Origin of the sequence: Vibrio sp. 10N.286.49.E11 (genome assembly GCF_041469505.1) — a bacterium.
Lineage (GTDB): Bacteria > Pseudomonadota > Gammaproteobacteria > Enterobacterales > Vibrionaceae > Vibrio > Vibrio crassostreae_C.
Window position 1 is genome coordinate 105,142 of the sequence record NZ_JBFRKQ010000004.1, and the last position, 23,660, is coordinate 128,801.

Genomic DNA, 23,660 nt, shown 5'->3' on the forward strand with positions numbered 1-23,660 from the left:
AGGTCGTTATACTTACAAGTATCTTTAGAAAGACATTAAGCGCGATAGGAAGACAAGTTTGAAAAAACACTCCAGAAACCTTCATCCATCCTTATTAATTGATAAGGCACCATCCAATGTATTTATGAATTTTGAAGCGTTTCTTTCGAACACTGAAACCCGAGTTCATAGCCACTCATGGGGACAGGTTCAATTGATCAGTGGCGGTATATTAGAGATGGAAGCGGAAAGCACCCGATTTCTAGCGCCACCACATCTAGCGATTTGGGTACCGGCCGGGGTGATGCATTGCAGTTATAACCGTAAGCCTTTGGACTACTGTTCGCTAAATATCGCCCCAGAGCTAACGCAACACCTGCCAGATAAAACCAGCCTTATAAAGATCACGCCGATTGTGTCTTCTATTATCGATGATTTTCGCGATCGTGGGATCAATGTTGCGGAAACCGAGCAAGACCAAAGGCTCGTTCAGGTACTGCTTGACCAACTTGCGCAGCGTGAGGTTGAACACCACTTCTTGCCTTCAACCGATAATAAGTATCTAGCGCCTATATTGGCTTCTGTTGAAGAGAACCCAACCGATGAAGTGACGCTGAAAGATTGGGCTGAACGTGTCCACACCACGGAAAGAACCCTTTCTCGCCACTGCCAGACCGAGCTTGGAATGAGCTTTACCGAGTGGCGACTGCGTGTGCGCTACCTATACTCAATGGACTTGTTGAGAAACGGCCAATCGGTCAAAGAGGTCGCTCTTACATTGGGCTATAACCAAGCAAGCCCATTTATCACCATGTTCAAACGTTACGCGAACCAAACGCCAGAGCAGTATAAGAACCGTTTGTTGTAGTTCGTTGTTGTTCCTAACAGAACGGATGTATTTGTTGTCAGATTTCACCTTTATTAATACAGGACTTAATACCCAGTCAATTCCATATAGCCAGACCCAGAATGAGAACCTTTGATTTCAATTGGCCCTTCCCAATAAGGAACCGACAGCGGCATTTTGGCATTTGGATTGAGTGCCGAGACGGTCAGTTCTATTTGCTGGCTTGGAATCGAAACTTGCCACTCTGTTGGGTAGTCACGCCCGTCGATTTTAGTTTGCTTGATGGCGGTTAAGCTGATGTCTTGCTGCTTAATCGCGATGCCGGAGCCATCTTGATTCATCAACCTCGCATGAGAATAGCTGGCTTTGCCTGTAGTTGAGTTTCGAAGTTGAAATACCACCAAGCTGGTTTCATCACTCAGCCTTAGCGCAAACCAATCCCAACCTTGTTGCGAGTCGAGTAAAAACTGCGAGCTCCACTCTCTGTCTATCCAACCTTTACCAGACACCTGATGCGTGATGCCATCAATGGTTACTTCGCCCGATACATCGATGAATGGTTGGCTGTAGTAATAGGAAGCCACTTTGCCATCGCTACTTTTAGTGCTGTAGCCTTGTTCGCCTTGCTTTTGATAAGGCGCGTTGTTGGTTAACTTAAGCGAGTATCCAAATTGACCCGAGTTAGCGACCAATGTAGCTGGGAACAGGTCATCGGTCGTCGACGTCCATTGCCAGTCATCAAGATAGACACGAAATGGTGAAGCGCTTACTCCTGCCAGTTCTGCTTGGTTACGTGACCACTTTTCATCGGCGTAGTGTTTGTCTTTAGTGGTGACAGCGCTGTGTGCCATGTAGATCTGCTGACTTTGCCACGTAGTTTCCTTGGTTCTATTGCTACGTTCCTGTGGTGCAGCCGCAAAGCGAAACTGTGTCCATTGCACGCCTAACGTATTGCCTTTTTCATCAATCAAGTTTGCGGTTAAATACCACCATTCATGACGAAAATCAGGGTGCGCTTGATGGTCGGCAGGGAAAGTGATGTCGATACCTTTTACTACCGGAGAAAATTGCGCTTGATCGATTGCCGTTTCATTCTCGGTTTGTGTTTCAGTACCGAGTATCGAACCCATATTTTGAGCTGATGGTTGAGTGGACTCCTCACACCCTAAAAGGAGTAAGATGCCAAGTGTGAGAACGAAAACTCTCATTGATCGATTCATCACAACACCTCACTTTGCAAGCTGGATACCACGGGTTTACTGACCAAACGCCACAGTGGGATTAAGGTCGCAATCACAGCCACTAAAATGGTGATGGTTGCGATGCTGAGTGCATCACTCCAATTCCATACGTAATTTAAACTCCAACCAAAGGCGCGCAGGGTAACGATGTCCGTCAACACATAACCGACCATAGCGCCGAGTGGTAAGGCGATAACCAGAGTGAAGGCGACCAGAACAACGATTTGCCCGACCACCATCGCCATCAATTTTTTCTGACTAACACCGAGCGCGTACAACCTTGCAATGGCGGCTTTGCGTGCATCGAGCAACATGAAACAGGCGCAGAACAACCCAATCACCGCCACCATTAAAGTGACGCCATTAAGCGCCCGAGTGATAGCAAAGGTTTGTGAGAAGATATCTAAAGCGATCGATTTGATCTGTGCTTGATCGTAAAGCTGGCTAGGGTGCAAATTGAGTTGTTGGCGTAGCTGTTCGTACACCACTTGTGGGTCGCCAGATACTTTGATTCCCAAGCTGGTGGGTAAGTCAGTAAACCCGCTTTCGAGCCATAAATTAGGTGCAAGCAACACTTCGCCATTCGGTGAGCCGTAATCATGGAAAATCGCCCCGACGATGAGTGTTTTTTCTTGGATCGCGTCGAGCTTTAGTCGGCTTCCAAGGGACAAGCCGAGCTTCACTGCCGTAGGTTCGCTGATCGCCACGAATTCACCTTGGTAAAAGCGCGTCCAGAAATCATCAAGGTGGGATTGAAATACCATGGTTTGCTCAAGTGTGTCTTTGTCTTTGGTGCCGAGCAAAGTAGGTAAGCCCTGCAAGTTATCATCGACATAATATTGCTTATAAACGGTTTCAACATTTTCAAACTGCTCTAACGCACGTTCGACATTCGCGATTTCACCTTGGGCAGGGCTAACGTAAATATCGGCATGTAAGCGCTGTTCAAGCCATTGCTTTAACGTGGATTCAAAGCTGCCGACTAAGGTATTCATTCCGATATTGGCGGTGACAGCGAGAAGCAACGCCATCATGGCAAGGGAGAGAGGGGAAATAAGTTCACGTAGCTCAGCAAACAGATATTGTATTAACCCCGATTGGGTGCGTTTTTCGCTCCAGTTCGCTAGCACGCTTAGCGTTTTGGGCAGGTACAAAGGAATCGATACCACTAACACACCGAGCCATGCCATGGTGAAGCGATGATGTTCGCTCATCCATAAACCTGCTAACGCGAGAATAGTTAATACTGACCCGATAACAAACAGCTGATTTTCGTTAGACGTTTCCGGCGCTTGATAGAAACCGCCATGGGAAGAGAGGGGTTGTCGCACCCGCTGTTTAAAGTGTTGCCAACAAGCGACAAGCGTTGCGGCCAGCGTGAGTAGCAGTGCCTGCACTAACCATTGCCACTGCCATGTACCGGGAAGCAGTGTTGCACCATAAAGTTGCTCAAGTGTTATCGCGACGGTTGGATGCAGCCAATGGCTGAGTTGGATGCCGAGAATGAAACCAAGCGACGCGCCTAGTGTGACTAAAAGAGTCAGCTCGACTAACAGAGCTGAAAACACGATGCTTGGCGCAATGCCGGCTTGTTGAATTTGCACCAATAGCCGATTACGCTTCAGTAAACTGTACTTCACACCATTGTAAGCGATGAATAGGCCAACCAAAAACGCCAACAGACTCATGGCGGTGAGATTGAGGTGAAAGCTATCGGTAATTGAACCGAGATCCGTGCTTTTGTTGTTGGAAATCCATTGTCCCTGTTTGCCGATAAGGCTTCGCGACTTATCCTGAGTATTGCTGTTAGTGTCGCTCTTGGTGTCAAAAATAGCGATATAGCTCAGTTGCCCTTGCTTGTTAAGCAGTTGCTGAGCGAATCCAATGTCCATCAACATTCGGCTACCCAGTTGCCATTCATCTGGCAGTACCACAACCTTGGTGAGTACTTCATCCAAAGTGAGCGTGTCCACTTCGTCCAAACTCTGGTGCTGAGATTGGCTCATCATCACAATGGGTTCACCCGCTAAGAGTTGCGGCAAAGGTAAGGCATTGTCGAACAGGGAAATGTTTGGCTCTTTGGCTTGAGTATTGCTTTTTTCGTCGATGCGAGCGTGGCGAGCTCTTGAAGTGAGGGCGGCGATTAGCTCACTGCCTTGAACTGACCAGCGTCGGCCTTGTTCGTCTCTTACTCGCCCTTCAATTACAGGCAGCGCCGCGCTTAATCCACTTTGTCTTAAGCTGAAGTAGAGCGATTCCGGCAAATAGTTTTGCCCTGCTGGTGGAATGATCAGGTTCTGCGCTTGAGCGCTAAGTTGCTCGGTCGATTCTGCATAACTGCGCTTGGCATTGAGGTTGATCGCTTGCACCGCGACAAACAAGGTGACCGCAAGCACAATACCGATTAGAATCGCTGCGGCTTGCAATGGTGACTGACGATAGTGCGCCGCAAATAGATTCAGAGTCAGTTTGGTATGGGTGAGCTGGTTCTGAGCGAAGCCAGTTTGCTTCATTGGATTACTCACAACGCTGCTGCTCTTGGGGTTAGATCTACGTTCCTTAAACAACCATCATCTAACACCAATTTTGTCTGCATAAAGCTGGCACATTCTGGGCTGTGCGTAACCAAAAGCACGGCAGTGTTGCCTTGTGTGGTGATTTCACTCAGCAGCTTCATAACCTCTAACCCTGCTTTGTGGTCGAGGTTGCCTGTGGGTTCGTCGGCAAGCAATAGTTTGGGTTTATGGGCTAGCGCGCGCGCTATTGCGACTCGTTGTTGCTGACCGCCAGAGAGTGCGGATACATGTCTTTCGAGTAGCTCGCTGATGCCCAATGCATCAACTAAATAATCGCACCAGTCGCTCCATTTTTGTTGATTCAAATGGAGCGGGAAGGCGATGTTTTGTTTTACGTTGAGTGGGGTTAGTAAGTTGAACTGTTGAAAGATCACGCCTAGTTTTTGATGGCGGAATCGGCTCCACTGTGGATCTTTCCAATCTGATGTGTTCTCGCCATCGAGCCACAACTCACCACTAGATAATTCGCCACCAGATAGAGGTTCAAACCCCGCAATGATATTCAGCAGAGTACTTTTTCCGCTGCCACTCGCCCCTGTCAAAGCCACGCTTGCGCTTGTCGCCAAAGCGAAATCGACATTGTCCAACACGCTATGAGTGTCTTTACCATCAACAAAGCTTTTGTTGGCATGTGTGAGTGTGACAATTGGGCTTTCCATTTCCTTTCCTTATAACCAAAACTAACCATCAAAAGGTGTCGTTACTTGTGGCAATTACCGAAGCTACAAGCTCTATAAACTGTAGACAAAAATCTCAAACAATAGAGCGATTTATATCGAATTATTAATAACTTGTACTGCGAAAAGAGGGAAATAGATCAGTGTGAGGGAGAATACAGTTGGTGGTGGGAGTTTTGAGCCACCTCAGAGGCTTTCGAATTTATCGTCAGACGGTTCGTGACCACGTTTAAGTGCAATAAATCATGGTTTAACGTGTTAAAGGTTTTCTTTATGAAAGCGGGGTGGGTTGGTGTTGTTTTGGTAGCTTTTTTTGCCTCTTTTTAGGTTACACCTAATTAATCCATCGTCTTGCCGAGCCGTGATTTGACATACTTTTTCTCATTCTAAAAGAAGATATGATATTGGTGGCACTTCAATGGCTATTTCAAATCAGCATAACTAATAAGTTCAATTTCCAGTTGGTATAGGCAGTATATGATTACACAAATAAACCTTAGTAACGTAGCAAGTTATCAAAATGCTACAACTCTCAACACAGATAAAAAAGTAAACATCATTTATGGCTTAAATGGTACTGGTAAAAGTACATTCTCCAACTACTTTTATGCACCAGACAACTCTAAATACAAAGACTGTTCTAACACAAACGATGGATGTAAGGTTCTTGTTTATAATCAGAAATTTATTCGAGATAATTTTTATTCCAAAGATTCTATTAATGGTATTTTCAGCCTATCCAAAGAGAACAAAGAAGCCAAGGAAAAGGTAGAGCAGCTTGGGAAAGATATCGATCAACTGAGTGAAAAAAGCAAGAACTACCAAGCTGATATTAACAAAGAAAGTGAAGCTTTGAAGAAAGCAACAGATACGGCAGAAAAAAAGGCCTGGGAAATAAAGACGAACTACTCTGGTGGTGATCGCGTTCTGAAATTTTGCCTTGATCGGTTAATGGGGAACAAAACAGTTCTGTTCAATCATCTTGTTTCTGTCCCTTTGCCAGCGGTTAAACCAATTAAAACGATTGAACAGCTTAAAGAGGAAGTTGCTGCAATTGATGGTGATAAAGCCACTACTTACACCGTCTTACCTAAGATTTCATTGTCAAAGCTTTTGCCAGAGGAATTAGAACTACTCAAAGAAATAGTGATTGGTAATGAAGATAGCCCAATCGCAAAACTGATTAATCAATTGAAAAATTCTGATTGGGTTAGTCATGGTTTGCAGTACCTTGATGAGATTGAAGATGAAACTTGTCCGTTCTGCCAGTCTAAGACGATAACGCCTGAGTTAATCGCACAGATCAAAGGCTACTTTGATGAGACATATGAAGAAAGTAAGCAGAACATAGGCAAAATACTTACCAAATACCAAAAGATAGTTGATTCTCTTGCTGATTTAGACACCTACAAGACATCGCCTTTTTCTGCCGATTCCCTTGCTGAAATGACAGAGTCTTATGCGTCAATTGCTGGAATATTAAAGTCTAATTTACTCAAAGTTCAGCAAAAAGAGCAAACTCCAAGCCTGAAAGTCGAGTTTGAAGAGCTTTGCGACCATGTTACCTCATTTAATAAACATGTAGATGCAGTGAATGCCAGCATTGGTATCCACAACCAAAAAATTTCGAATTCAGCGCAAGAATTGAAACGCATTAAAGACGAGTTTTGGAAAATCATTCGTTGGGAACACGATCAGACGATAAAGACTTATGAAGCAAGTAAAGCGGATTACAGCGGGAAAACGACCAAGTTAATAGAAGACAAGAAAGCTGTTGATGTAGAGATTACCACTCTCGAAGTTGAACGAACAGAGAAGCAAAAAGATACAATTAACATTGAAGAATCTATTGAAAATATCAATAAGGGGCTGACTGATATTGGTATTACTGATTTTCATATTGAGAAGCATGAAGATGACCTATATCGCCTTGTAAGGACAGGAACAGAGGGACCTATCTTCTTGTCGTTATCTGAGGGCGAAAAGATGATTATTAGCTTTTTGTACTTCCGAGAATTGTTTAAAGGTAAACAAACGGCTGATGAGGCACACGTTAAAAAGATTGCGGTAATTGACGATCCAGTTTCAAGCTTGTCTCATATCTTTGTTTACAATATCGGACAACTAATTAAAAACGATTTCTTCAATGGTAATGGGGCTGAGCAAGTTTTTGTTCTCACGCATAGTCTGTACTTCTTTTATGAACTTGTTGATTCAAATCACAAGCGAAGAAAAGAAAACCAATCTCTGTATCGGTTATCTAAAAATACGAAAGGTACAACGATTGCAACGATGAAGTATGAAGAAGTACAGAATGACTATCAATCTTACTGGTCTGTTATTAATGACAAGGATCAGCCTGCTGCTTTGGTTGCAAACTGTATGAGGAACGTAGTTGAATACTTCTTCAACTTTGTGCAGAAATCAGACTTGAGTAACGTAATGCAAAAACAAGAGCTTCAAGACGTGAAGTATCAAGCTTTCATTCGATATATAAACCGAGAATCACACTCACTTGGTCAGAATATTATTGATTTTAAAGAGTTTGATTATGGGGCGTTTAGAGAAGGTTTAAGGTTACTATTCGAAATCACGGGTTACCCTGAACACCATCAGAAAATGTCTCAGATATAGATACATTAAATAGTGATCTTAACAATCGAAAATAGACAATGAATTAAGCGATTTTCAATACATAAAGTAATTTTCGAATTACTAATTTAGTAAAATCGCTATCACTGAACTGTCCAACTATGAATTAGCCTTTGTGGCTCATTCATCCAATATCAACCGTTTTACTCAGTACAGATGTAATGTTGGAAGATGGGAACGACAACGACCTAACCACGCTCTAAGCGTCGTTAAGTCGTTATTGGTTTGAGGTCAGGCTTAATTGAGCGCTTTGATCAGAGTGATTTCGCGTTTGATTTGCTTACTCTCTTGCTCAGTCGCCTGCGCCAGTTTCTTTTCGCGTGTGGTTATGGCTGTTTGTTTGGCTTCGTCAGATTTGAACATCAGTTCTTTTACGTTGATAGAAGCGATGTTTGTGTAGCGGCCATCGTCACTGGTCGGGATTGATATAGTTTCATCGTTAATCAATGACTTTACGATCTCTCGCTGTTCATTGTAACGACTCTCTAAACCAGAAAGTGCCCATCGTTGTTGAGGCTTACCCTCATACTGGCCGTTCTTTTCTTCTTTAAGATACTTGATAGTCATGTTACGAATCGTGCCTGCTTCTTCTCCATACTCTGCTTCCGTATCAAAGAGTACAGGGAATGATTCACCTTCTAGCACGCCGCCTTTCTTGGTTAGATGACCCATTCGATAGCTATTCATACCAATACGGATCTCTGTTTGATCAGTAACCGGTGTGCCATCAGCAAACGCGAGGTTGGTGATGCGGGTACCTGCAGGCTGAGTAAGGTCGATGATATAAGCCACGCCCGCGAAGAAGTCATTGGTCGAATATTTTGAAGCTCTACGTTCAGGGTTAAAGCTGTAGGTCACATCGCCAGGTTGTACTGAGTTGAAGTAGCCTGCAGATCATTCCATGTAGGTTCTCAGCTCTTTGCCTGTCATCTGATAGACAGTGATTTCGCCACCTGCGTATTGGTAGTTGTACGCGATGTCTTTGGCTTTGATTGGGCCAACATCGAGCTCTGCATTGTCGTTGTCTATTTGAAGTGCAATGACATTGGCTTTGGGTGCATAGAAGAAGCTCGCTTCTTGGAATAGCGCACTGATGCCTGTGTCTTGAACATGGACTTGAGGGATACCGCGGATTTCGTTTTCTGGGACTAAATCAACGCCGGTAAGTTGAGCGACAGGTCTGTTCGCCATTTCTCGGAGTTGTTTGTGGTAAGGCTGGTATAACTCGTCCATATTCTCATCAGAGTCGATACCTTTAATTTTATAGGTGAAGCTGTCTTTGTTGACGAGAGTGAATGTGCCATCGCGCTCTTCAAATTGAAGATCGATACGAGATAGGGCGCGGCCATATCTGTCGGGTTCAGTAATAATAACGCCATTTACAACGGCTTTATCGATGCGAGTGTGCATGTGGCCAGCGACGATGGCATCAAGCTCTGGGTTTGCATTGGCAATGTCGGTGACACCGGTGTCGGCAATGTCATTCTCGTTCTCAATTCCCATATGGGCAACCAATATGATGGCATCCACTTTATCATCAATCTCTTTGACGATTTTCTTCACTTCCAAGGTTGGATTAGTGAAAGTGACGCCTTCTAAACGGTTGGTACCTTGCGCAAAGACCTCCGTCATTGGGGTATCCATTCCGATCACGCCGATCTTAATGCTACCGCGTTCTAGGATGGTGTAACCAGGCAGGAATGGGTTTCCGTTTTTGTTCTTGATGTTGCCACCGAGAGACTGCCCTTTAAATTGGGTAACGGCCCTGTTGAGGGTTTTGAGGCCAAAGTCGAATTCGTGGTTACCTAAAACCCACACATCGTATTTCATGTGATTAAAGCCAAGCATCATTGGATCAACGGGCTCGTCTTTGAAGGTTTCTACGAAGTTGCCTTGGATGGTATCGCCAGCATCGACAAGGATAATGTTAGATTGCTCTTTGCGGATCTCACCAACTTTGGTCGCGATTTGGCTCAAGCTACCATGAGTGTTGAGTTTATCTGCCGCGTAATCCCACGCCATAAAATGACCGTGGATATCTGAAGTACCCAGTATCGTGACATCGTGTATATCGCCATCAGCTGCAAAGGTGGGAAAGGCTAGAGAGAGTAGGATGGCGCTTGATAGTATGTGTCTTTTCATAAGTATGTTCACATCGTGGTTTTAAGTATGACGCTACCATATAGAATCGAGGTTATCTTATGGGTGATCAGTATCATATTTCTACTGATATAACTAATTGATGTTTCAAATAAATGTGATTCATGACCATCTCGTAACCACTTAAGTTATGGAGAAATGCACCACAACTCTTCGCTATCTTTTCAATCTTCGATTTCTTTAATCAAACTTCCTAAGCGATGGTGTATTAACAAGCACGCTTGTAAGCTGTTGAACGTCTTGCCTGTTGAAATAAACAAGGTATATATCGTCCAACTCTCACTTACTGTGGCAGTAAGATGATCTTGCCCTCTAGGCGTGTGGTTTTCGATTCAATGAGATCAATCGCGGTTTGCACTTCATCGAATGGTAGATAGCGGTCAACGTCGAGCTGAATGTCGTTTGTGATGAAGTGATCTAGCATGGTCGTGAACTTATCACGGCGAACATCTTTACCTTCTGCTTCCTCCCAATAACGCAAGAAGAAGGTGCTGAAATCGATGTGTTGGTTTTTCGCGTACTCAAAGAAGCGTGGCTCGTAAAAATCCAACGACAGCGTCCCATAGTTGATAAAGCGCCCGTTGTTGCCAAGGGTGTGAACAAGATCGGTTCCGGGTGAGCCGCCAATCGCATCAAAGGCAACGGTTGGCATAGGCAAGCCTAATGCCTTAATTTGAGAAACTAGATCAGCGTTCGCATCTATCACCCAACAGGAAGTGGCAGGGTATTGTGTCTGCTGTGATGTAACGACAATGATGTTGAAGCCGAGTGATGCTGATAACTGGGAGAAGATCTTACCGATGGCTGAACTGCCCGCGTTGATGATCAACACATCCTCTTGGGTCAGCTTGGCTATTTCTGTCGTTAGCACCCATGCGGTTAGCGCATTAATGTACAACTGACAGGCGTAGCCATTGTCTAAATGTTGAGGAATTTGGAACAGATCATCTGGTGATACATCGACATAGTTCTGCCATGTTCCACTGGTTGCCACAAGCACTCGTTGATTCACTATAAACTCAGCACTGCTGGATTCTACAATCCTTCCTACCGCTTCAAATCCCGGTACTCTCGGCGGCTGATGGCTATGTTTGTATTGGCCCACACCATAAATCGACAACAGATCACTAGGGTTGATGTTAGTCGCTTCAATTTGTACGCGAACTTTATCTTTGTCTAGTACCCCTAAAGCGACATGTTCTAACTTGAGAGATTCTTTTGGCTGACCGAAACGGAACTGGCTAATTCGGGTATTTTGCTTAGTGTCAGTCATAGTTTGGGCACCTTTATGGATTATGAGTACTGCATTGATTTTAAGTGTAGCGTGTTCATAAACAACCTTGGGTCGCTAATATTGCTTAACATAGCTGGCGTCGGTAAACAGTCGTCATCAACGTAGTCGACATAGTCTGCCGCCGAATCGAAGATCAAAATATCCAAAGCCAAACGATCCAAGCCATATCGGCCTCGGTGGATCATATCCGCTGAAAACACCAATAAGTCACCTGCGGCTAACGGTATCTGCTTACCACCAGAGATGTCATCGCTGCTCACTTTGCCGTTTTCTTCTTGGCGAACATTGTACTCTTCTTCGTTATCCCAACGTTTGTGCGTGCCGGGGATAAGTTCCATGCCGGGCTCATCAAAAAGGGGCACTCGCAGATGCAATACTTGGGTTTCCATGATGACTTTCATCTGGTCATCAATGTCGTAGTCGTATTGACAGTCACGATGCCAGAAGTCTTTTTGCTGCGGGTTTACTGGGTTGAAGAACAGCTGTGTATTCATGAATGCCGGCTTGTTCGGAATCACCGCATCAACCACATCCATCACTTGTTTCGAGCTTATGAAGTCGAAAAGCACGCTTCTATCGTCGGCAGGCAAATACTCGCTTCCCGTAATTAAAGACGAGTTAAATGCTTCTTCTTTATAGAATTCTTCGTTGTCTGCTTTCCATGATTCATGAAATTTCAGCACGACTTTTCTAAGCGATGCAATTTGAGCTTCATTGAAATAATTTCTGATAACAAAGTAACCATGTTCGTCGTAACGGTCACTTAATTGTTGGCTGTTTTCTACCACTGACTACCTTCGTTCATTCTTTGCTGTATAATAACTAAGGTCAACAGCCCTAGAGATTTCTTGGGCGCATAATGCCAGACAGTCGTCATTCAACCAAGTAACGAGTGCAGAAGCCTGTAGATTCAGTGATGCGATAAAACTCTATGGGGGCGAGTGTTACATGCCTATCCATATCATGGACTCATGCGATAAAAATCTCCGCATATGTGATCTACCCCCTTTTTTTATAAAATAAAAAGATTCACATGGTGAATGTTTTTGTGGTTTGCATGATTATTGACCATGTTGAAATTTGGTTGCGTATGGAAGATAGAAAATCATGGATGGTTTTTCGCTGGATATGAGAACACTTAATTTTATTATTATTTTGTTCTCTTTCATTTACTGTATTGGCTTGTTGTTATTCCAATTCACTCAACAGTCCATTAAAGGGCTTTCAATCTTTTCCATTTCAATATTTGTTATCGGAACTGGGCCGTTGATGTTGAGCCTAAGAGGGGAGTTCCCTGATTGGGTCACCGTTATTGGTGCCAATATGGTCATTGCGCTTGGTTTTCATCTCGCCTTGTATAGCTTATGTCTGTTTCGAGAATACTCTCTCAAATGCACCTACCTCAGTAGTCTAATGATGTTGGCTCTTTTGACATGTTTTATTTACTTCACGTTCTATGAGCCTTCCATAAAGGCTCGAATTATCCTCATTAGTTTATATCTGGCTTTTGTGACTCTTTGCACTGCCTTTGCGGTATTAAAGGGCCGGCGTGATGACTTGACTCTAGGTATTCGGATGATGGCCTTGTCATTTACGATATATGGCGGGTTTATGGTTTTTCGAGTTGTGGTGACACTATTTTCCGCTGAGCTCCAGGATTTCATGGCGGCCACTCTCATTCATCAACTTGCCTTTTTAGTGAGCATCGTTCTTATTGTGTCGATGAGCTTTACAATGCTTTGGCTGATTAACGCAAGGTTGCTTAGTTCTATTCACGAGCTGTCCTACAGCGATCCTCTAACGGTACTGGGAAACCGCAGAGCATTAGATGAGATGGTTCCAGTTATCATGAAGCAGGCGGGGACTGCACCTGTTAGTGCCATTATGATGGATATTGATAACTTTAAGTCGATCAATGACCAACACGGACACATTGTGGGTGATCTCGTGATCAAGTCTTTTGCTGAAATGGTTCAAAGTGCAATCAAAACATCGCCAACAGCCAGTGCGTTTCGTTTTGGCGGAGACGAGATAATGATTTTATTGCCCAATGTTAATTTCCTACAAGCACAGGCTATTGCTTGTAAGCTGCGATTATCTATTTCAGAGATCTCAGCCGTACAAGGGAATGAGATGTTTCTGACGTCGAGTTTCGGTGTCGCTCAGCTTCACCCACATGAGAATTGGGATGGGTTTATTACTCGAGCCGACAAAGCGTTATATCAAGCGAAAACAAACGGTCGCAATATGACTTCAATTTGTCCTAGTCATATTAACGAGATCGTCACTGCCACATCACCAATACCGCTGCAATAGAGAGTAAGATGAGTGCAAGAATGTCTTTGCGTGCGATGCTTTGTCCTAACCAGAAGTAGGATATCAACACCATGAAGATCACTTCGACTTGCCCAAGCGTCTTTACGTACGGAACGGCTTGAAGTGACATTGCGCTAAACCAACCCAGAGAACCGATAACACTCGCTAGGCTTGTCATTACGACCAGTTTCGACTTCTTGAATATCAGGCGCAGCGTGTCGCGTTCTCTGAAAAATAGATACGTACAGATAATCACTGTCTGAAGGGAAATGACGAGGAACAGCACCCAAGCAGCGCTATGAGGGAAGGGCAACCCTATGCTCAAACTTGCTTCCCGTACCCAAAGAGACGTTAAAGCAAAGGCGGTGCTACACGCCATACCTAATAAGAACACTTTCGGGGACAAGCTTCGCCAGCCAGAAGCGCTACTCATGATTAGCACGCCTAAAGTACCAATAAGTACGCCGACCCAACCTGTTAGTGTCAAAGCAGTACCAAAAAACAATACGGATAGCACAGCAGATACGGGGGCTTCACACTTGGCTAAGCCTGCGCCTATCGCATAGTTTTCGAGCTTGAACAGCATCACCATTAAGCCGGTCGCGAGGATCTGCATGATGGCGGCAGCAACAATATAGAAAACAAACTCACCCGAAAAATCCGGTGCGGATACGGGCTGCCATTGATAGAGGGCGCAGAGGTAAATAAGGGCGATAGGGCTAGCCCAAATAAATCGCGCTAACGTTACGCCAGCCACGCTCATGGTGCCACTTAATTTACTTTGAAAGGCATTGCGCCAAGATTGGCTAAAGGCGGCAAGGAGAGTAAAGGCTATCCAACTAAAAGACATGACGCGTCCATGTGTTATGTAATTTGGTGGTGATACTAACAAAAAATCACTTGATAAGAAGTGTCATTATCTGTTTATAGCCACAGGCTCACCTTTATTCTCTATTCGGCAGTAGAGATATCTTCAACAGTTCGATGCTTTCTTCAGAAGATCGGCTGTTTCTTGTTTTTGAAATAGAACAGCGCGCTGATCGAAATGAACAGTAAGGTGAAGTAATAGAAAAACGAAGACAGTGAGGCCAAGAAGGCAAGGTTCTGTTCTATTTCTTGTTCGGTGAAGCCCTGAGACACCAACTTATAGTAGTAAGCGTACAAGATCCCGATCAGCCCGTATCCGAGGTTAAACATTAAACCTTTGAAACTAAGAACGGTGGCTCGGTTGTGCGATTCGGTCTTTTTATTCAGGTGGTAGCTGATGAAAATGTTCATCGTCATGATGATAAAGATTAACACCAACGCCGGAATGACCCCGTAAATCGACCAACCTAAACTGATCCAGTAATAAGTCGCCATGCTTGCTAAACCCATGACCACAATGAAGGTTTTAGGCTCAATACTCTCTGCTAATCTTCGGCTTTGTCCTGCCAATATAATCTTAAGCAAACTTATACCCGCACCAATAAAACCAAAGTAGATAATTGGAATATCAATCGCCAGATAGTATTGGCTGTTCATGGTTAGGAACATGCGTGAGGTGTGTTCGAATAGGCTGTAGTAGAGCAAGATGAACAGCACGTAAGGTGTAGCGAATACCCATTTACCCGCATCGATCGTCAATTTAAGACTTGAGATGGTGGTTGCCAATTTGGTTTGGTCGCTTGGCATCACCTTTTTCTCTTCGCGCATATTAATCGCGGCATAGATGGCGATCATCGCTACAAATAGGGTGGCGAACACAGGAATACGCATCAGGTCTTTAGTGCTTTCTGGTTCGGCTAGTCCAAGGAAATGAAAGATGTTCGTCATAAAGTTCACGTCGTACATCGCCGCACCAATCAGCGTGACAAAGATACCGACCGTTGAGGCGACACGAAGCTGGATTTGCAGCACTCGCGGCCACAACTCTTCATTACCTTGTTCTTTTAAGGTGTCGTAAGCCAATGCCTCGTCGGCGCCGCTGGCCAGTGCCATCGCTAAGCCACTGAGAATCCGGTTAATCAGAAAGACTATGAACACCAAGTCGGGGTTTCCGGTTGGCACTAAGGCGATCATTGCGATCTCAACAAACATCACAATCGAAGACAGCACCACCAGTTTCTTGCGGCCTAAGGTATCGGCGAATGCACCCGACGGTACTTCAGCAAGCACAATGGTGGCCGCCCAAACTACATTGAGCATCGCGAATTGAGACAGGGTTAACCCGTAATCTAAATAAAGTAGTGTGAATATAGGGTAGTAAAAACGCGCAAAGTAGCTGCTTCTAAACATCAAGAAGTAGCGGACATTGGGAATTTTAAGGATCTCTTTGAGCGTCATGATAATTTCAGTAATTTAGATAACACATTATTATGTATAACCCTTTTACTCTTTTAAATCATGGAATTGTTGCCAAATCCCTAAAATATCTGGTTTGGGTGATCTTCGAACTCATTGTTCATAGTGGGTTATAGGTTTCTCGTCTTCAAATCACTTTCCCCTATTCATTTAGTTTGTGGTGCCGTTTCACTTGTTCGACTGATTTTGGTGCAAGATCGAACTTCTACAACGTCGCTCTCGTATTTACATCTTATTGTATGATTTAATTATTGGTAATAACGATACGCAATGAATCCAATGTAATTGAGGAAGCGAGCATGATCTTAGAGTCATTCAGTCTGGAAGGTAAAGTAGCGATAGTGACTGGCTGCAATACGGGTCTTGGGCAAGGCATAGCATTAGGCCTAGCGGAAGCTGGTTGTATGGTTGTCGGTGTTAACCGAACAGAACCTGAAGAGACTATTAAAAAAATGAGTGCAGCAGGCCATTCGTTCTTAAACGTGAGTGCTGATCTTCTCGATCAAGCGTGCATTCCAGGGGTTATAGAGCGCACTTTGGCTGAGTTTGGCCAAGTCGACATTCTCGTGAACAATGCAGGAATTATTCGCCGCCAAGATGCTATTGAGTTCTCAGAGCAAGATTGGGATGACGTAATGAACGTGAACACCAAGACAGTGTTCTTTATGTCTCAGGCTGTTGCAAAGCAGTTTAAGGCTCAAGGTACTGGCGGAAAGATCATTAACATTGCATCGATGCTCTCATTCCAAGGTGGCATTCGAGTTCCTTCTTATACGGCTTCAAAAAGTGCTGTGATGGGCGTGACACGTGCGATGGCGAACGAATGGGCGCGCGATAATATCAACGTGAATGCGATAGCCCCCGGTTATATGGAAACGAACAATACTCAAGCTCTGCGTGAAGATGCTGAGCGTAATCAAGCGATTCTTGAGCGTATTCCGGCTGAACGTTGGGGTAAACCGCAAGATATCGCAGGTCCTTGTGTGTTCTTAGCATCATCAGCATCGGATTACATTAATGGCTATACCATTGCTGTTGACGGTGGTTGGTTAGCACGCTAATTAGTTTTTTATTCTAAATTTTGAGTTTGCAGCAATCTTGCAGGAGAAGATAAATGAAAATCGCTTTAATGATGGAAAACAGTCAAGCAGGCAAAAATGCTATGGTATCAGCTGAACTAGAGTTAGTTGCTGGTGGTTTTGGTCACGATGTCTTCAACCTAGGAATGACAGACGAGAACGATCACCACTTAACGTATATTCATCTAGGTATTATGGCGAGCATTCTGATTAACTCAAAGGCTGTTGACTTTGTTGTGACAGGATGTGGCACTGGCCAAGGTGCTTTGATGTCACTGAACCTGCATCCGGGGGTGGTTTGTGGTTACTGCCTAGAGCCATCAGATGCTTTCTTGTTTAACCAAATTAACAACGGTAATGCTCTCGCTCTCGCTTTTGCTAAAGGCTTTGGCTGGGCAGGTGAACTCAACATTCGTTATATCTTTGAAAAAGCGTTCACAGGCGAGCGTGGTAATGGGTATCCACTAGAGCGTGCAGAACCACAGCAACGTAATGCAGCAATTTTGAATGAAGTGAAAGCGGCGGTGGTAAAAGATAACTTTATTGATTCTCTGAGAGCCATCGACCAAGATCTAGTGAAAACAGCGGTTGGCAGCGAACGTTTCCAACAATGCTTCTTTGAGCATTGCCAAAACCAAGAAATCGCTGATTATGTTCGTTCACTTTTAGATTAATTAGAGCGTTTAGTTCTGATAGAGCCAGCCTTGTTCGGCTGGCTTTTTGATGAATAATTAAAGGAAAGTTGTGAGGCAGACAGTAATCAACTGGAAAAATGGCGATTCGTGTTTTCCTGAATTTACTCTTCATCTTCGGTTTCTTTGGAAGCATTCGAGGCACAGCCTTTCTCTAGCCAGTTGTTCAGTACGTGTTGCAGTGCCTTCAAAGAGGTTGGCTTCTCTAGGCGACCATCCATCAGTTTGCTGATCATATCTAACTCGTGTTGTCCTGATTCGCCAGACAAAGCAATGATTGGCGTTTGAGGAGAGCGTGCCTTGATAATTTGGCTTGCGTCAAAACCATTCATTATCGGCATTTGTACGTCCATTAAGATCAAATCGACCTTGTGTGTTTTGAACAGCTCGACGGCATTCTCGCCGTTTTTAGCTTGTAAGCTATTTACGCCAAGTCGACTCAGGTACATCTGAACAAGCGTGCGTTGCACTTCTTTATCATCGACGATAAGCACGGTTGGAGCCAAATGGTTCTCTGGGGTTAGCGTACTTGTTGGCTCTGAACTTTGCGTTTCCGCTTGGTTATCTGGCTTAACTTCTGCGTTGGGTTTGTTTTCAGTTGTGGTTTGATTACTTTTCCAATCATTGAAGTAAGGCGTACGAAGTGCGTCTGCTTTGGGTGCATTGGGTACTACCGGGAAGTACAGGTGGAACTCAGTAAACTCCCCAAGTTTAGAGTGGCACTCAACTCGGCCGCCAAATGAACGCATCACACGTTGGCAATAGCCAAGCCCTAGGCCGCTACCACCGCTTTTTTGGTAAGAGAAGAAGTCATCAAAGATCTTATGTGCAATGGCTTCGTCAATGCCAGGGCCGGTATCTCGGAATATCAGAACGTTCTCGTAAGGCCCTGTGTTGGTGCTGATCTCAATTTGGCTTTCTGGATAAGAATCAAAGTAATAGATTGCATTACGTATCAGGTTGAAAATAACGAAATTGAATAAGGTTTCATTGAGCTTTGCTACAAAATCAGCGTGTTGTGGTAAACGAATGCGTTCAATGATCTTTTCATTCTCAAAACCATAGTGGCTTACGGCTTGATCTACGGCTTTGTGGATAGAGGTCATGGCCACAGGGCCGTGTTCAGGCGTACTGTCACTGACTTCGCGCAGGATGATATCAATCAGTTGTCGCCCGCGTTGAATCGCCGCTTGGCCATTCTCAATATCCTTTAGGATTTGTTTAGCTGGGGCTTGGTTATCAATGTGCTGTTTTAACACCTCAAAATGCAGCTGCACTTGAGCCAGCGGGTTACGCATTTCGTGTGCGATAGAATTAGCAAGCGCGCGACTTTGGCGAATGCGTCTATCGGCTTCAATGGTGCTTTGTACACGAGTTAACAAGGTTTGCAGTGCAGAGATCTCTTCGTTAGAGAACATCTTATCGTTGCTCTTGTGTGACGATACTAACAAGTGCGTGACCGATTTCCCCTGGCCGAATAGAGGCATCACCAAAGCGGTATCGTTGGAGCTCATTTTGTCATACAGGGCTTTGATTGAGCGCTTGGCTGGTGCGGTGTAATCAAGCTCCTGAGACAACTCATCGAACACTAAAACGGACTTGTTAGTAGACAGATAATCTTCGTAGAAGGTTTCGTTGTAGTTGCTGTTAACTAGACGTAGCTTATCTTCTGGAATTTGCAGTAGGCTACCCAAACGACGCATTGCATCATCAATTGAAAGCTTGAAATCCTCTTCTAGCGCGAGGATCTGTTGTACTGGCGTTTTCTTGTTTCCGTAGATAAAGAAGGAGGCGTAGTGGCTTACGCGTTTGTAGAGAACATGCCAAGTGATGCCGATAATCGCACAGATTGGGATAGCAACGAGCCATTGACTGTCATCTGTCAGCGGGATAAATATCGCGCCAAAAGGGATCACCAAAATAGCACAAACCAACATCGCATTTAGGCTCATGTACGCCAGGTATTTCACGCTGTAGAAGCGCGAGGTCAGCAGGGCATAGCCAACGAACAACATTTCACTTATCGACAAAGCTGGTGGCAGCCAAGTGAGCGAGAAATCACGCAAGAAGTAGGTCATGCCTAGGTGGATCGTCGCAGTAGACAGCATGAAGACTAAAATGCCGGCGATCATATAGTTGGTTTTGGCTAAGGTAAGCTTGCTGCTGTTGGCGCGCATGGCCACCAGGTTGAGTAGTGTTAGCACTACAAAGCTAATCATCCCAATAAAGAAGTACGGCGTATGCGGGCCAAACTCAATCACGAACTGGCTTGGGCCTGCAATGGTGACGTGTTCAACGGTTAACCCCGGACTTAAATTGATAAAGAAGGAGTAGACGGTCAGGGTGACGAAAATGGCTTGCTGCCACACATGAACCTTACCATTACGTTGTTCAGCGGCGAGTTTGCACGAGAAGTAATAGGCAAAGGCAAACGCAAAGAACGAGGCGAGGTTGGCAAACTTTGCGGCGAACACGGCGGCCGAGGCCCCAAGTTCCGGTAATAAGTCGGTATGGAAATAAGCGTTACTGCTGATCCACGCAACAATGCAGATCGAATACGCGATGTAAGGGGCATGGTGTGTCCCTGCGATCACTTCGTTCTTCTGTTTCAGGCGATAGCAGTAATAGAACAACCACATGACAACCACAGCCACGGTTGCAAGCAGTGTGATTGCTTTTGCATAGATGATCGCCTCTAGGCCGAAATCAAACATGTTCATCCTTTTTCACCGAGCTAGTTTTTCCTGCCGAGCGCGACTTTTCTAATGACTTTCTGCTTTCTCGCACTGCGCGTTTGTAGCTTCGAAAATCGACATTATTGAACGCTTTTACCATCATCTCAAAATTCCAGAATCCACGATAAATTGTCGTGCCATCGTCATTTAATTCGCAATATCCAGAATGGAAGTATGCATTGGAATCAATGGTTTGATAAAACTGAAGCATGAAAGGTTGCTCGATAATAGTGAAGCCAATCTTATAGCCTATTTGGTGTAACACACTCATCAGCTCTTTTTGAGAAAGGTAGAGGAAATAGAGCTTTTGTTGGGTATTGCCACTTACTGTCAGACGTAACACCTCACACAGGGCATATTTGTCGGACAATTGTAACTGGAATTGTTGGTCAAATTCTGGGAGAGAGTAACATTTTGACAGTGTAGGCGGTGTGAAAAGTTGTAACCCTGCGAGTTCATCGTAGCCGTAATTGGGTAAACAGTATTGCCATTGCTCATTGCTGAACGGCGGTGCGTAACTTAGCCAAGTGTCATTCTTAGACCAGTCTTGAATCAGCGCAGAGGAAACCAGTGTTGGAAAGGCTTCATCGACTGGATGCTTGAGCAGAATAAAATGCTTACCTGCCTGAGAAAGGTGTAATAAAGGCAGCATCTCAAACCATTTCTCGCCCTTGATGAACACCTCGAGATTGCTTAAAGCAATGGCATCGCTGATTGACATTCCTTGTGGGTGACTCGGTGTTTGTACCAAAAGTGGCTCATGTTCTATCTGTTCGATGATCGCACCGTAATAAGCACTGTCATTGATAGGGAGGTCGACATGAGAAATGGAGCTTGGATTTAATGGAGATTTTGCTTTGATCGCAGCAATTTCACACTCACACCAGAAATCTAGCCAATGCATATAGCACTGCCCTACAGCCTGCTCTAGAAGAGCAATCTCTGCAGATAGTGTATTTGGATAGCGCAGAATCAGATCGCGGTAGTCCATCACCTCAAACAATACAGAGTAGCTTTTGTTTTGATGCTCTGGGAAAAGCAATTCTAATTGGCTTCTACGATATTCAGTCACGCTTTGAAAAAGCTCAGTGCGCTCATGTGGCTGATAAGTGCTGATGACGAGCTCTATCAGCGCTCGCTGTTTTATTTCGATAGACAGACTGCTAGCCAACAGTGAGCCTAAAGACGACGTTAATTTCATGTTTAACCTAGCCTAGGTTTATATAATTATTTTTATTTGATCTGCACTATCTATAGGACACTGATTTTAGGTATGTGTTTGAAGTTACGTTACTTTGAGAGAGCCAATCGTAACTTTACTTGTGTCCATGGTGTGAGAAGTAAGTTGCATAATCGGGCGAGATTTTACTACTTGCACTCACCCTCAACAATAAAGATTTTCCATATTTGAATGAATTCAAAGATGAACAAAATACATTATTATCAACAACTTGTAGGGTTGGATCACAGTTTTAAAATCAGACATGATTAAGTCGAGCATAAACTTTTGGATTTATAAAATAATTTCAAATATCTATTTTTTGAACCAATATCATAATCCACATCAAGATGAGCTCATCTTATTAATCGTGATAGGAATGTTTTTGGTGTGAAGTATGTAATTATCTGATTAATTATGTCTGTATTATTACTCGCTTATTCTCTCGCTATTCATTTTAATGATTTAAATATCAGGTGGATAAAAGCAGAGCTCCAGTGCTCGTCTTGTTTTCCTGACAATCTCCTGTGTTTATAGAGTAGTTACACCATAATCTCTGATGAAGTGATGACATTCGAGGTTTAAGCTTGCCTGCATATGAAACATTATTGCGAGTAATCCCTCGTAAATGATTGAGGTAGAGAGAATTTATGAAGAACGTACGATTAACATCATTACTTGGAACAGCAACCTTGTTTAGTGTCGTGGCGTTAGCTGGGTGTAGTCAGAAATCAGAGGTACCAACTCAACCGCAAGAGAATGCGAACCCCATCTGCAGCACTAAAAACCTGACGGGTGGTTGGTCGAAAAGTGAGATAACACCAGAAGCCAAGCAAGCTTTAAACGCAGTTCTTAGCCAAATGAACACTTCAGCTGATCTCAAGCAGATCTTGAGTGTTCGAACTCAGGTTGTCGCGGGTTTGAATTACGCTATTGAGTTTGAAATGGATAATGGTGAAGTGTGGAACACCATCGTTTACCGTTCTCTACAAGGTGACATCGAAATGACGCAACCTGCACAGAAAGGTCTTCTGTGCTCATAATCTAGATGTGCCAGTGTCTTGTGAGATAGGCTGATAGCAAATAAAAATGGCTCCGTGTTGGGAGCCATTTTTGTTTTTAAGAAGACTGATTTGTTGAACGTTTTCAGTCGGCCAACTCGGGCTCAGCTAACTCCTGAACACAAGCACGGCTGATGTCTTCATCAATGTAGGCCATACCGAGTTTATTGAGGTAGTCCATGCGATCAGCAGTGCGAAGCTCGATGTCGGGGCCTGCAATGTTATTGGCTTGATAAATTTCAGTGAGGTGAGACATGAATTGCTCGCCCACACTCATCATCAATAGACTCATTGCTCCTACGTCCGGTCTTACTTTGGCACGTTGCTTTTCAGATAAGTTTACCGCTAATACGATAGGCTGTTCTTCACCTTCGAAGCGAACGCCTCGCTCACGAACGGTTTGTTGAGCCCAGTAATATGCCAGTTCTTTGCTCTGGGTGAGAAACACTGGCTCAACCGATTCGGTGTAGTTGTTGCCGATGGTTGCCATAGTTTTTGAAGCTGCTTCGTTGAGCGCTTTGTCTCCAGAACGTTTTAAACCTTGGCCTTGAATCGAAGCCAATAAAGCTGAAGATGTGCCGTGATACCAAGTATCACCCGTCGCGAAACCATTCTCTGATAACAGTGTTTTTGCATCTTGTAGGTGTGTAGGTATTGAAGTCATAGGCACTCTCAACAAATAGGAATCTGAACAAATATGTATACAGTTAGCTTAAACAGAAGTTGTTCGGTTAACCGTGGTGTGGAACACAAATCTGAGGCTTTGAGATAAAGCTGGCAGTACAAGCT

The 23,660-nt window shown here is 44.2% G+C and carries 16 protein-coding genes and 1 pseudogene; 6 read left to right on the plus strand and 11 right to left on the minus strand.

Annotated elements, in window-relative coordinates:
* Positions 1 to 58: 58 nt before the first annotated feature.
* On the plus strand, positions 59 to 847 hold the full coding sequence (locus AB4167_RS01100; RefSeq protein ID WP_029235520.1) for a helix-turn-helix domain-containing protein: 789 nt from the start codon (positions 59 to 61) through the stop codon (positions 845 to 847).
* 65 nt (positions 848 to 912) lie between these two features.
* Here the strand turns inward: AB4167_RS01100 and AB4167_RS01105 are convergent, their stop codons facing one another.
* Genes AB4167_RS01105 through AB4167_RS01115 form a run of 3 tightly spaced genes read right to left on the minus strand, consistent with a single transcriptional unit; the run spans position 913 to position 5,302 of the window.
* Complete coding sequence (locus tag AB4167_RS01105) at positions 913 to 2,046, minus strand: lipocalin-like domain-containing protein (protein WP_136981752.1); 1,134 nt, start codon at positions 2,044 to 2,046, stop codon at positions 913 to 915.
* Positions 2,046 to 4,580, minus strand: coding sequence for an ABC transporter permease (locus AB4167_RS01110; protein WP_372136016.1), 2,535 nt, complete (start codon positions 4,578 to 4,580; stop codon positions 2,046 to 2,048). Before AB4167_RS01110 ends, AB4167_RS01105 begins: the two co-directional genes overlap by 1 nt.
* Before the next feature lie 8 nt (positions 4,581 to 4,588).
* Positions 4,589 to 5,302 carry an ABC transporter ATP-binding protein gene (locus AB4167_RS01115; protein ID WP_136981753.1) on the minus strand — a complete coding sequence of 238 codons (714 nt, stop codon included), beginning with the start codon at positions 5,300 to 5,302 and terminating at the stop codon, positions 4,589 to 4,591.
* Positions 5,303 to 5,797: 495 nt separating this feature from the next.
* On the opposite strand from AB4167_RS01115, the gene AB4167_RS01120 reads away from it, so the two are divergent.
* A complete protein-coding gene (locus tag AB4167_RS01120; RefSeq protein WP_136981754.1) occupies positions 5,798 to 7,954 on the plus strand; it encodes an AAA family ATPase in 2,157 nt (718 codons plus the stop codon).
* 255 nt (positions 7,955 to 8,209) lie between these two features.
* On the opposite strand, the pseudogene AB4167_RS01125 reads toward AB4167_RS01120, so the two are convergent.
* The 3 genes and pseudogenes from AB4167_RS01125 to AB4167_RS01135 all read right to left on the minus strand — a co-directional run bounded on the left by AB4167_RS01125 (position 8,210) and on the right by AB4167_RS01135 (position 12,214).
* Positions 8,210 to 10,114: pseudogene (locus AB4167_RS01125) on the minus strand (bifunctional metallophosphatase/5'-nucleotidase).
* 301 nt (positions 10,115 to 10,415) lie between these two features.
* Positions 10,416 to 11,405, minus strand: a complete 990-nt coding sequence (locus AB4167_RS01130) for a zinc-dependent alcohol dehydrogenase family protein (RefSeq protein ID WP_017059992.1) — start codon at positions 11,403 to 11,405, stop codon at positions 10,416 to 10,418.
* 20 nt (positions 11,406 to 11,425) lie between these two features.
* Positions 11,426 to 12,214 (minus strand): phytanoyl-CoA dioxygenase family protein, encoded by a 789-nt coding sequence (locus AB4167_RS01135; RefSeq protein WP_017059991.1) that lies wholly within the window; start codon positions 12,212 to 12,214, stop codon positions 11,426 to 11,428.
* 319 nt (positions 12,215 to 12,533) lie between these two features.
* On the opposite strand from AB4167_RS01135, the gene AB4167_RS01140 reads away from it, so the two are divergent.
* Entirely contained in the window at positions 12,534 to 13,742 is a 1,209-nt protein-coding gene (locus tag AB4167_RS01140; RefSeq protein WP_372135991.1) for a GGDEF domain-containing protein, read from the plus strand.
* On the opposite strand, the gene AB4167_RS01145 is transcribed toward AB4167_RS01140, so the two are convergent.
* The gene (locus AB4167_RS01145; protein ID WP_229647398.1) at positions 13,711 to 14,592 is read right to left on the minus strand and encodes a DMT family transporter; all 882 of its coding nucleotides are present in this window, start codon (positions 14,590 to 14,592) and stop codon (positions 13,711 to 13,713) included. The two genes, AB4167_RS01140 and AB4167_RS01145, sit on opposite strands and share 32 nt — an antisense overlap.
* A gap of 143 nt (positions 14,593 to 14,735) precedes the next feature.
* Positions 14,736 to 16,067, minus strand: a complete 1,332-nt coding sequence (locus AB4167_RS01150) for an MFS transporter (RefSeq protein WP_017067925.1) — start codon at positions 16,065 to 16,067, stop codon at positions 14,736 to 14,738.
* Positions 16,068 to 16,384: 317 nt separating this feature from the next.
* Between AB4167_RS01150 and kduD the strand changes: the two genes are divergently transcribed.
* On the plus strand, positions 16,385 to 17,146 hold the full coding sequence (gene kduD, locus AB4167_RS01155; protein ID WP_372135992.1) for a 2-dehydro-3-deoxy-D-gluconate 5-dehydrogenase KduD: 762 nt from the start codon (positions 16,385 to 16,387) through the stop codon (positions 17,144 to 17,146).
* Between the two features lie 53 nt (positions 17,147 to 17,199).
* Complete coding sequence (locus AB4167_RS01160) at positions 17,200 to 17,838, plus strand: RpiB/LacA/LacB family sugar-phosphate isomerase (RefSeq protein ID WP_372135993.1); 639 nt, start codon at positions 17,200 to 17,202, stop codon at positions 17,836 to 17,838.
* Positions 17,839 to 17,960: 122 nt separating this feature from the next.
* Here AB4167_RS01160 and AB4167_RS01165 read toward each other — a convergent pair whose 3' ends face one another.
* The gene (locus AB4167_RS01165; RefSeq protein WP_372135994.1) at positions 17,961 to 20,570 is read right to left on the minus strand and encodes a response regulator; all 2,610 of its coding nucleotides are present in this window, start codon (positions 20,568 to 20,570) and stop codon (positions 17,961 to 17,963) included.
* Positions 20,563 to 21,792 (minus strand): acyl-homoserine-lactone synthase, encoded by a 1,230-nt coding sequence (locus AB4167_RS01170; RefSeq protein WP_372102756.1) that lies wholly within the window; start codon positions 21,790 to 21,792, stop codon positions 20,563 to 20,565. The genes AB4167_RS01165 and AB4167_RS01170 overlap by 8 nt, the downstream gene beginning before the upstream one ends.
* A 668-nt stretch (positions 21,793 to 22,460) precedes the next feature.
* Between AB4167_RS01170 and AB4167_RS01175 the strand changes: the two genes are divergently transcribed.
* Positions 22,461 to 22,853, plus strand: coding sequence for a cystatin domain-containing protein (locus AB4167_RS01175; RefSeq protein ID WP_017059983.1), 393 nt, complete (start codon positions 22,461 to 22,463; stop codon positions 22,851 to 22,853).
* Positions 22,854 to 22,956: 103 nt separating this feature from the next.
* Here AB4167_RS01175 and AB4167_RS01180 read toward each other — a convergent pair whose 3' ends face one another.
* Positions 22,957 to 23,535: a hypothetical protein gene (locus AB4167_RS01180; RefSeq protein WP_017067975.1), complete on the minus strand. Its 579-nt coding sequence runs from the start codon at positions 23,533 to 23,535 to the stop codon at positions 22,957 to 22,959.
* Positions 23,536 to 23,660 lie beyond the last annotated feature (125 nt).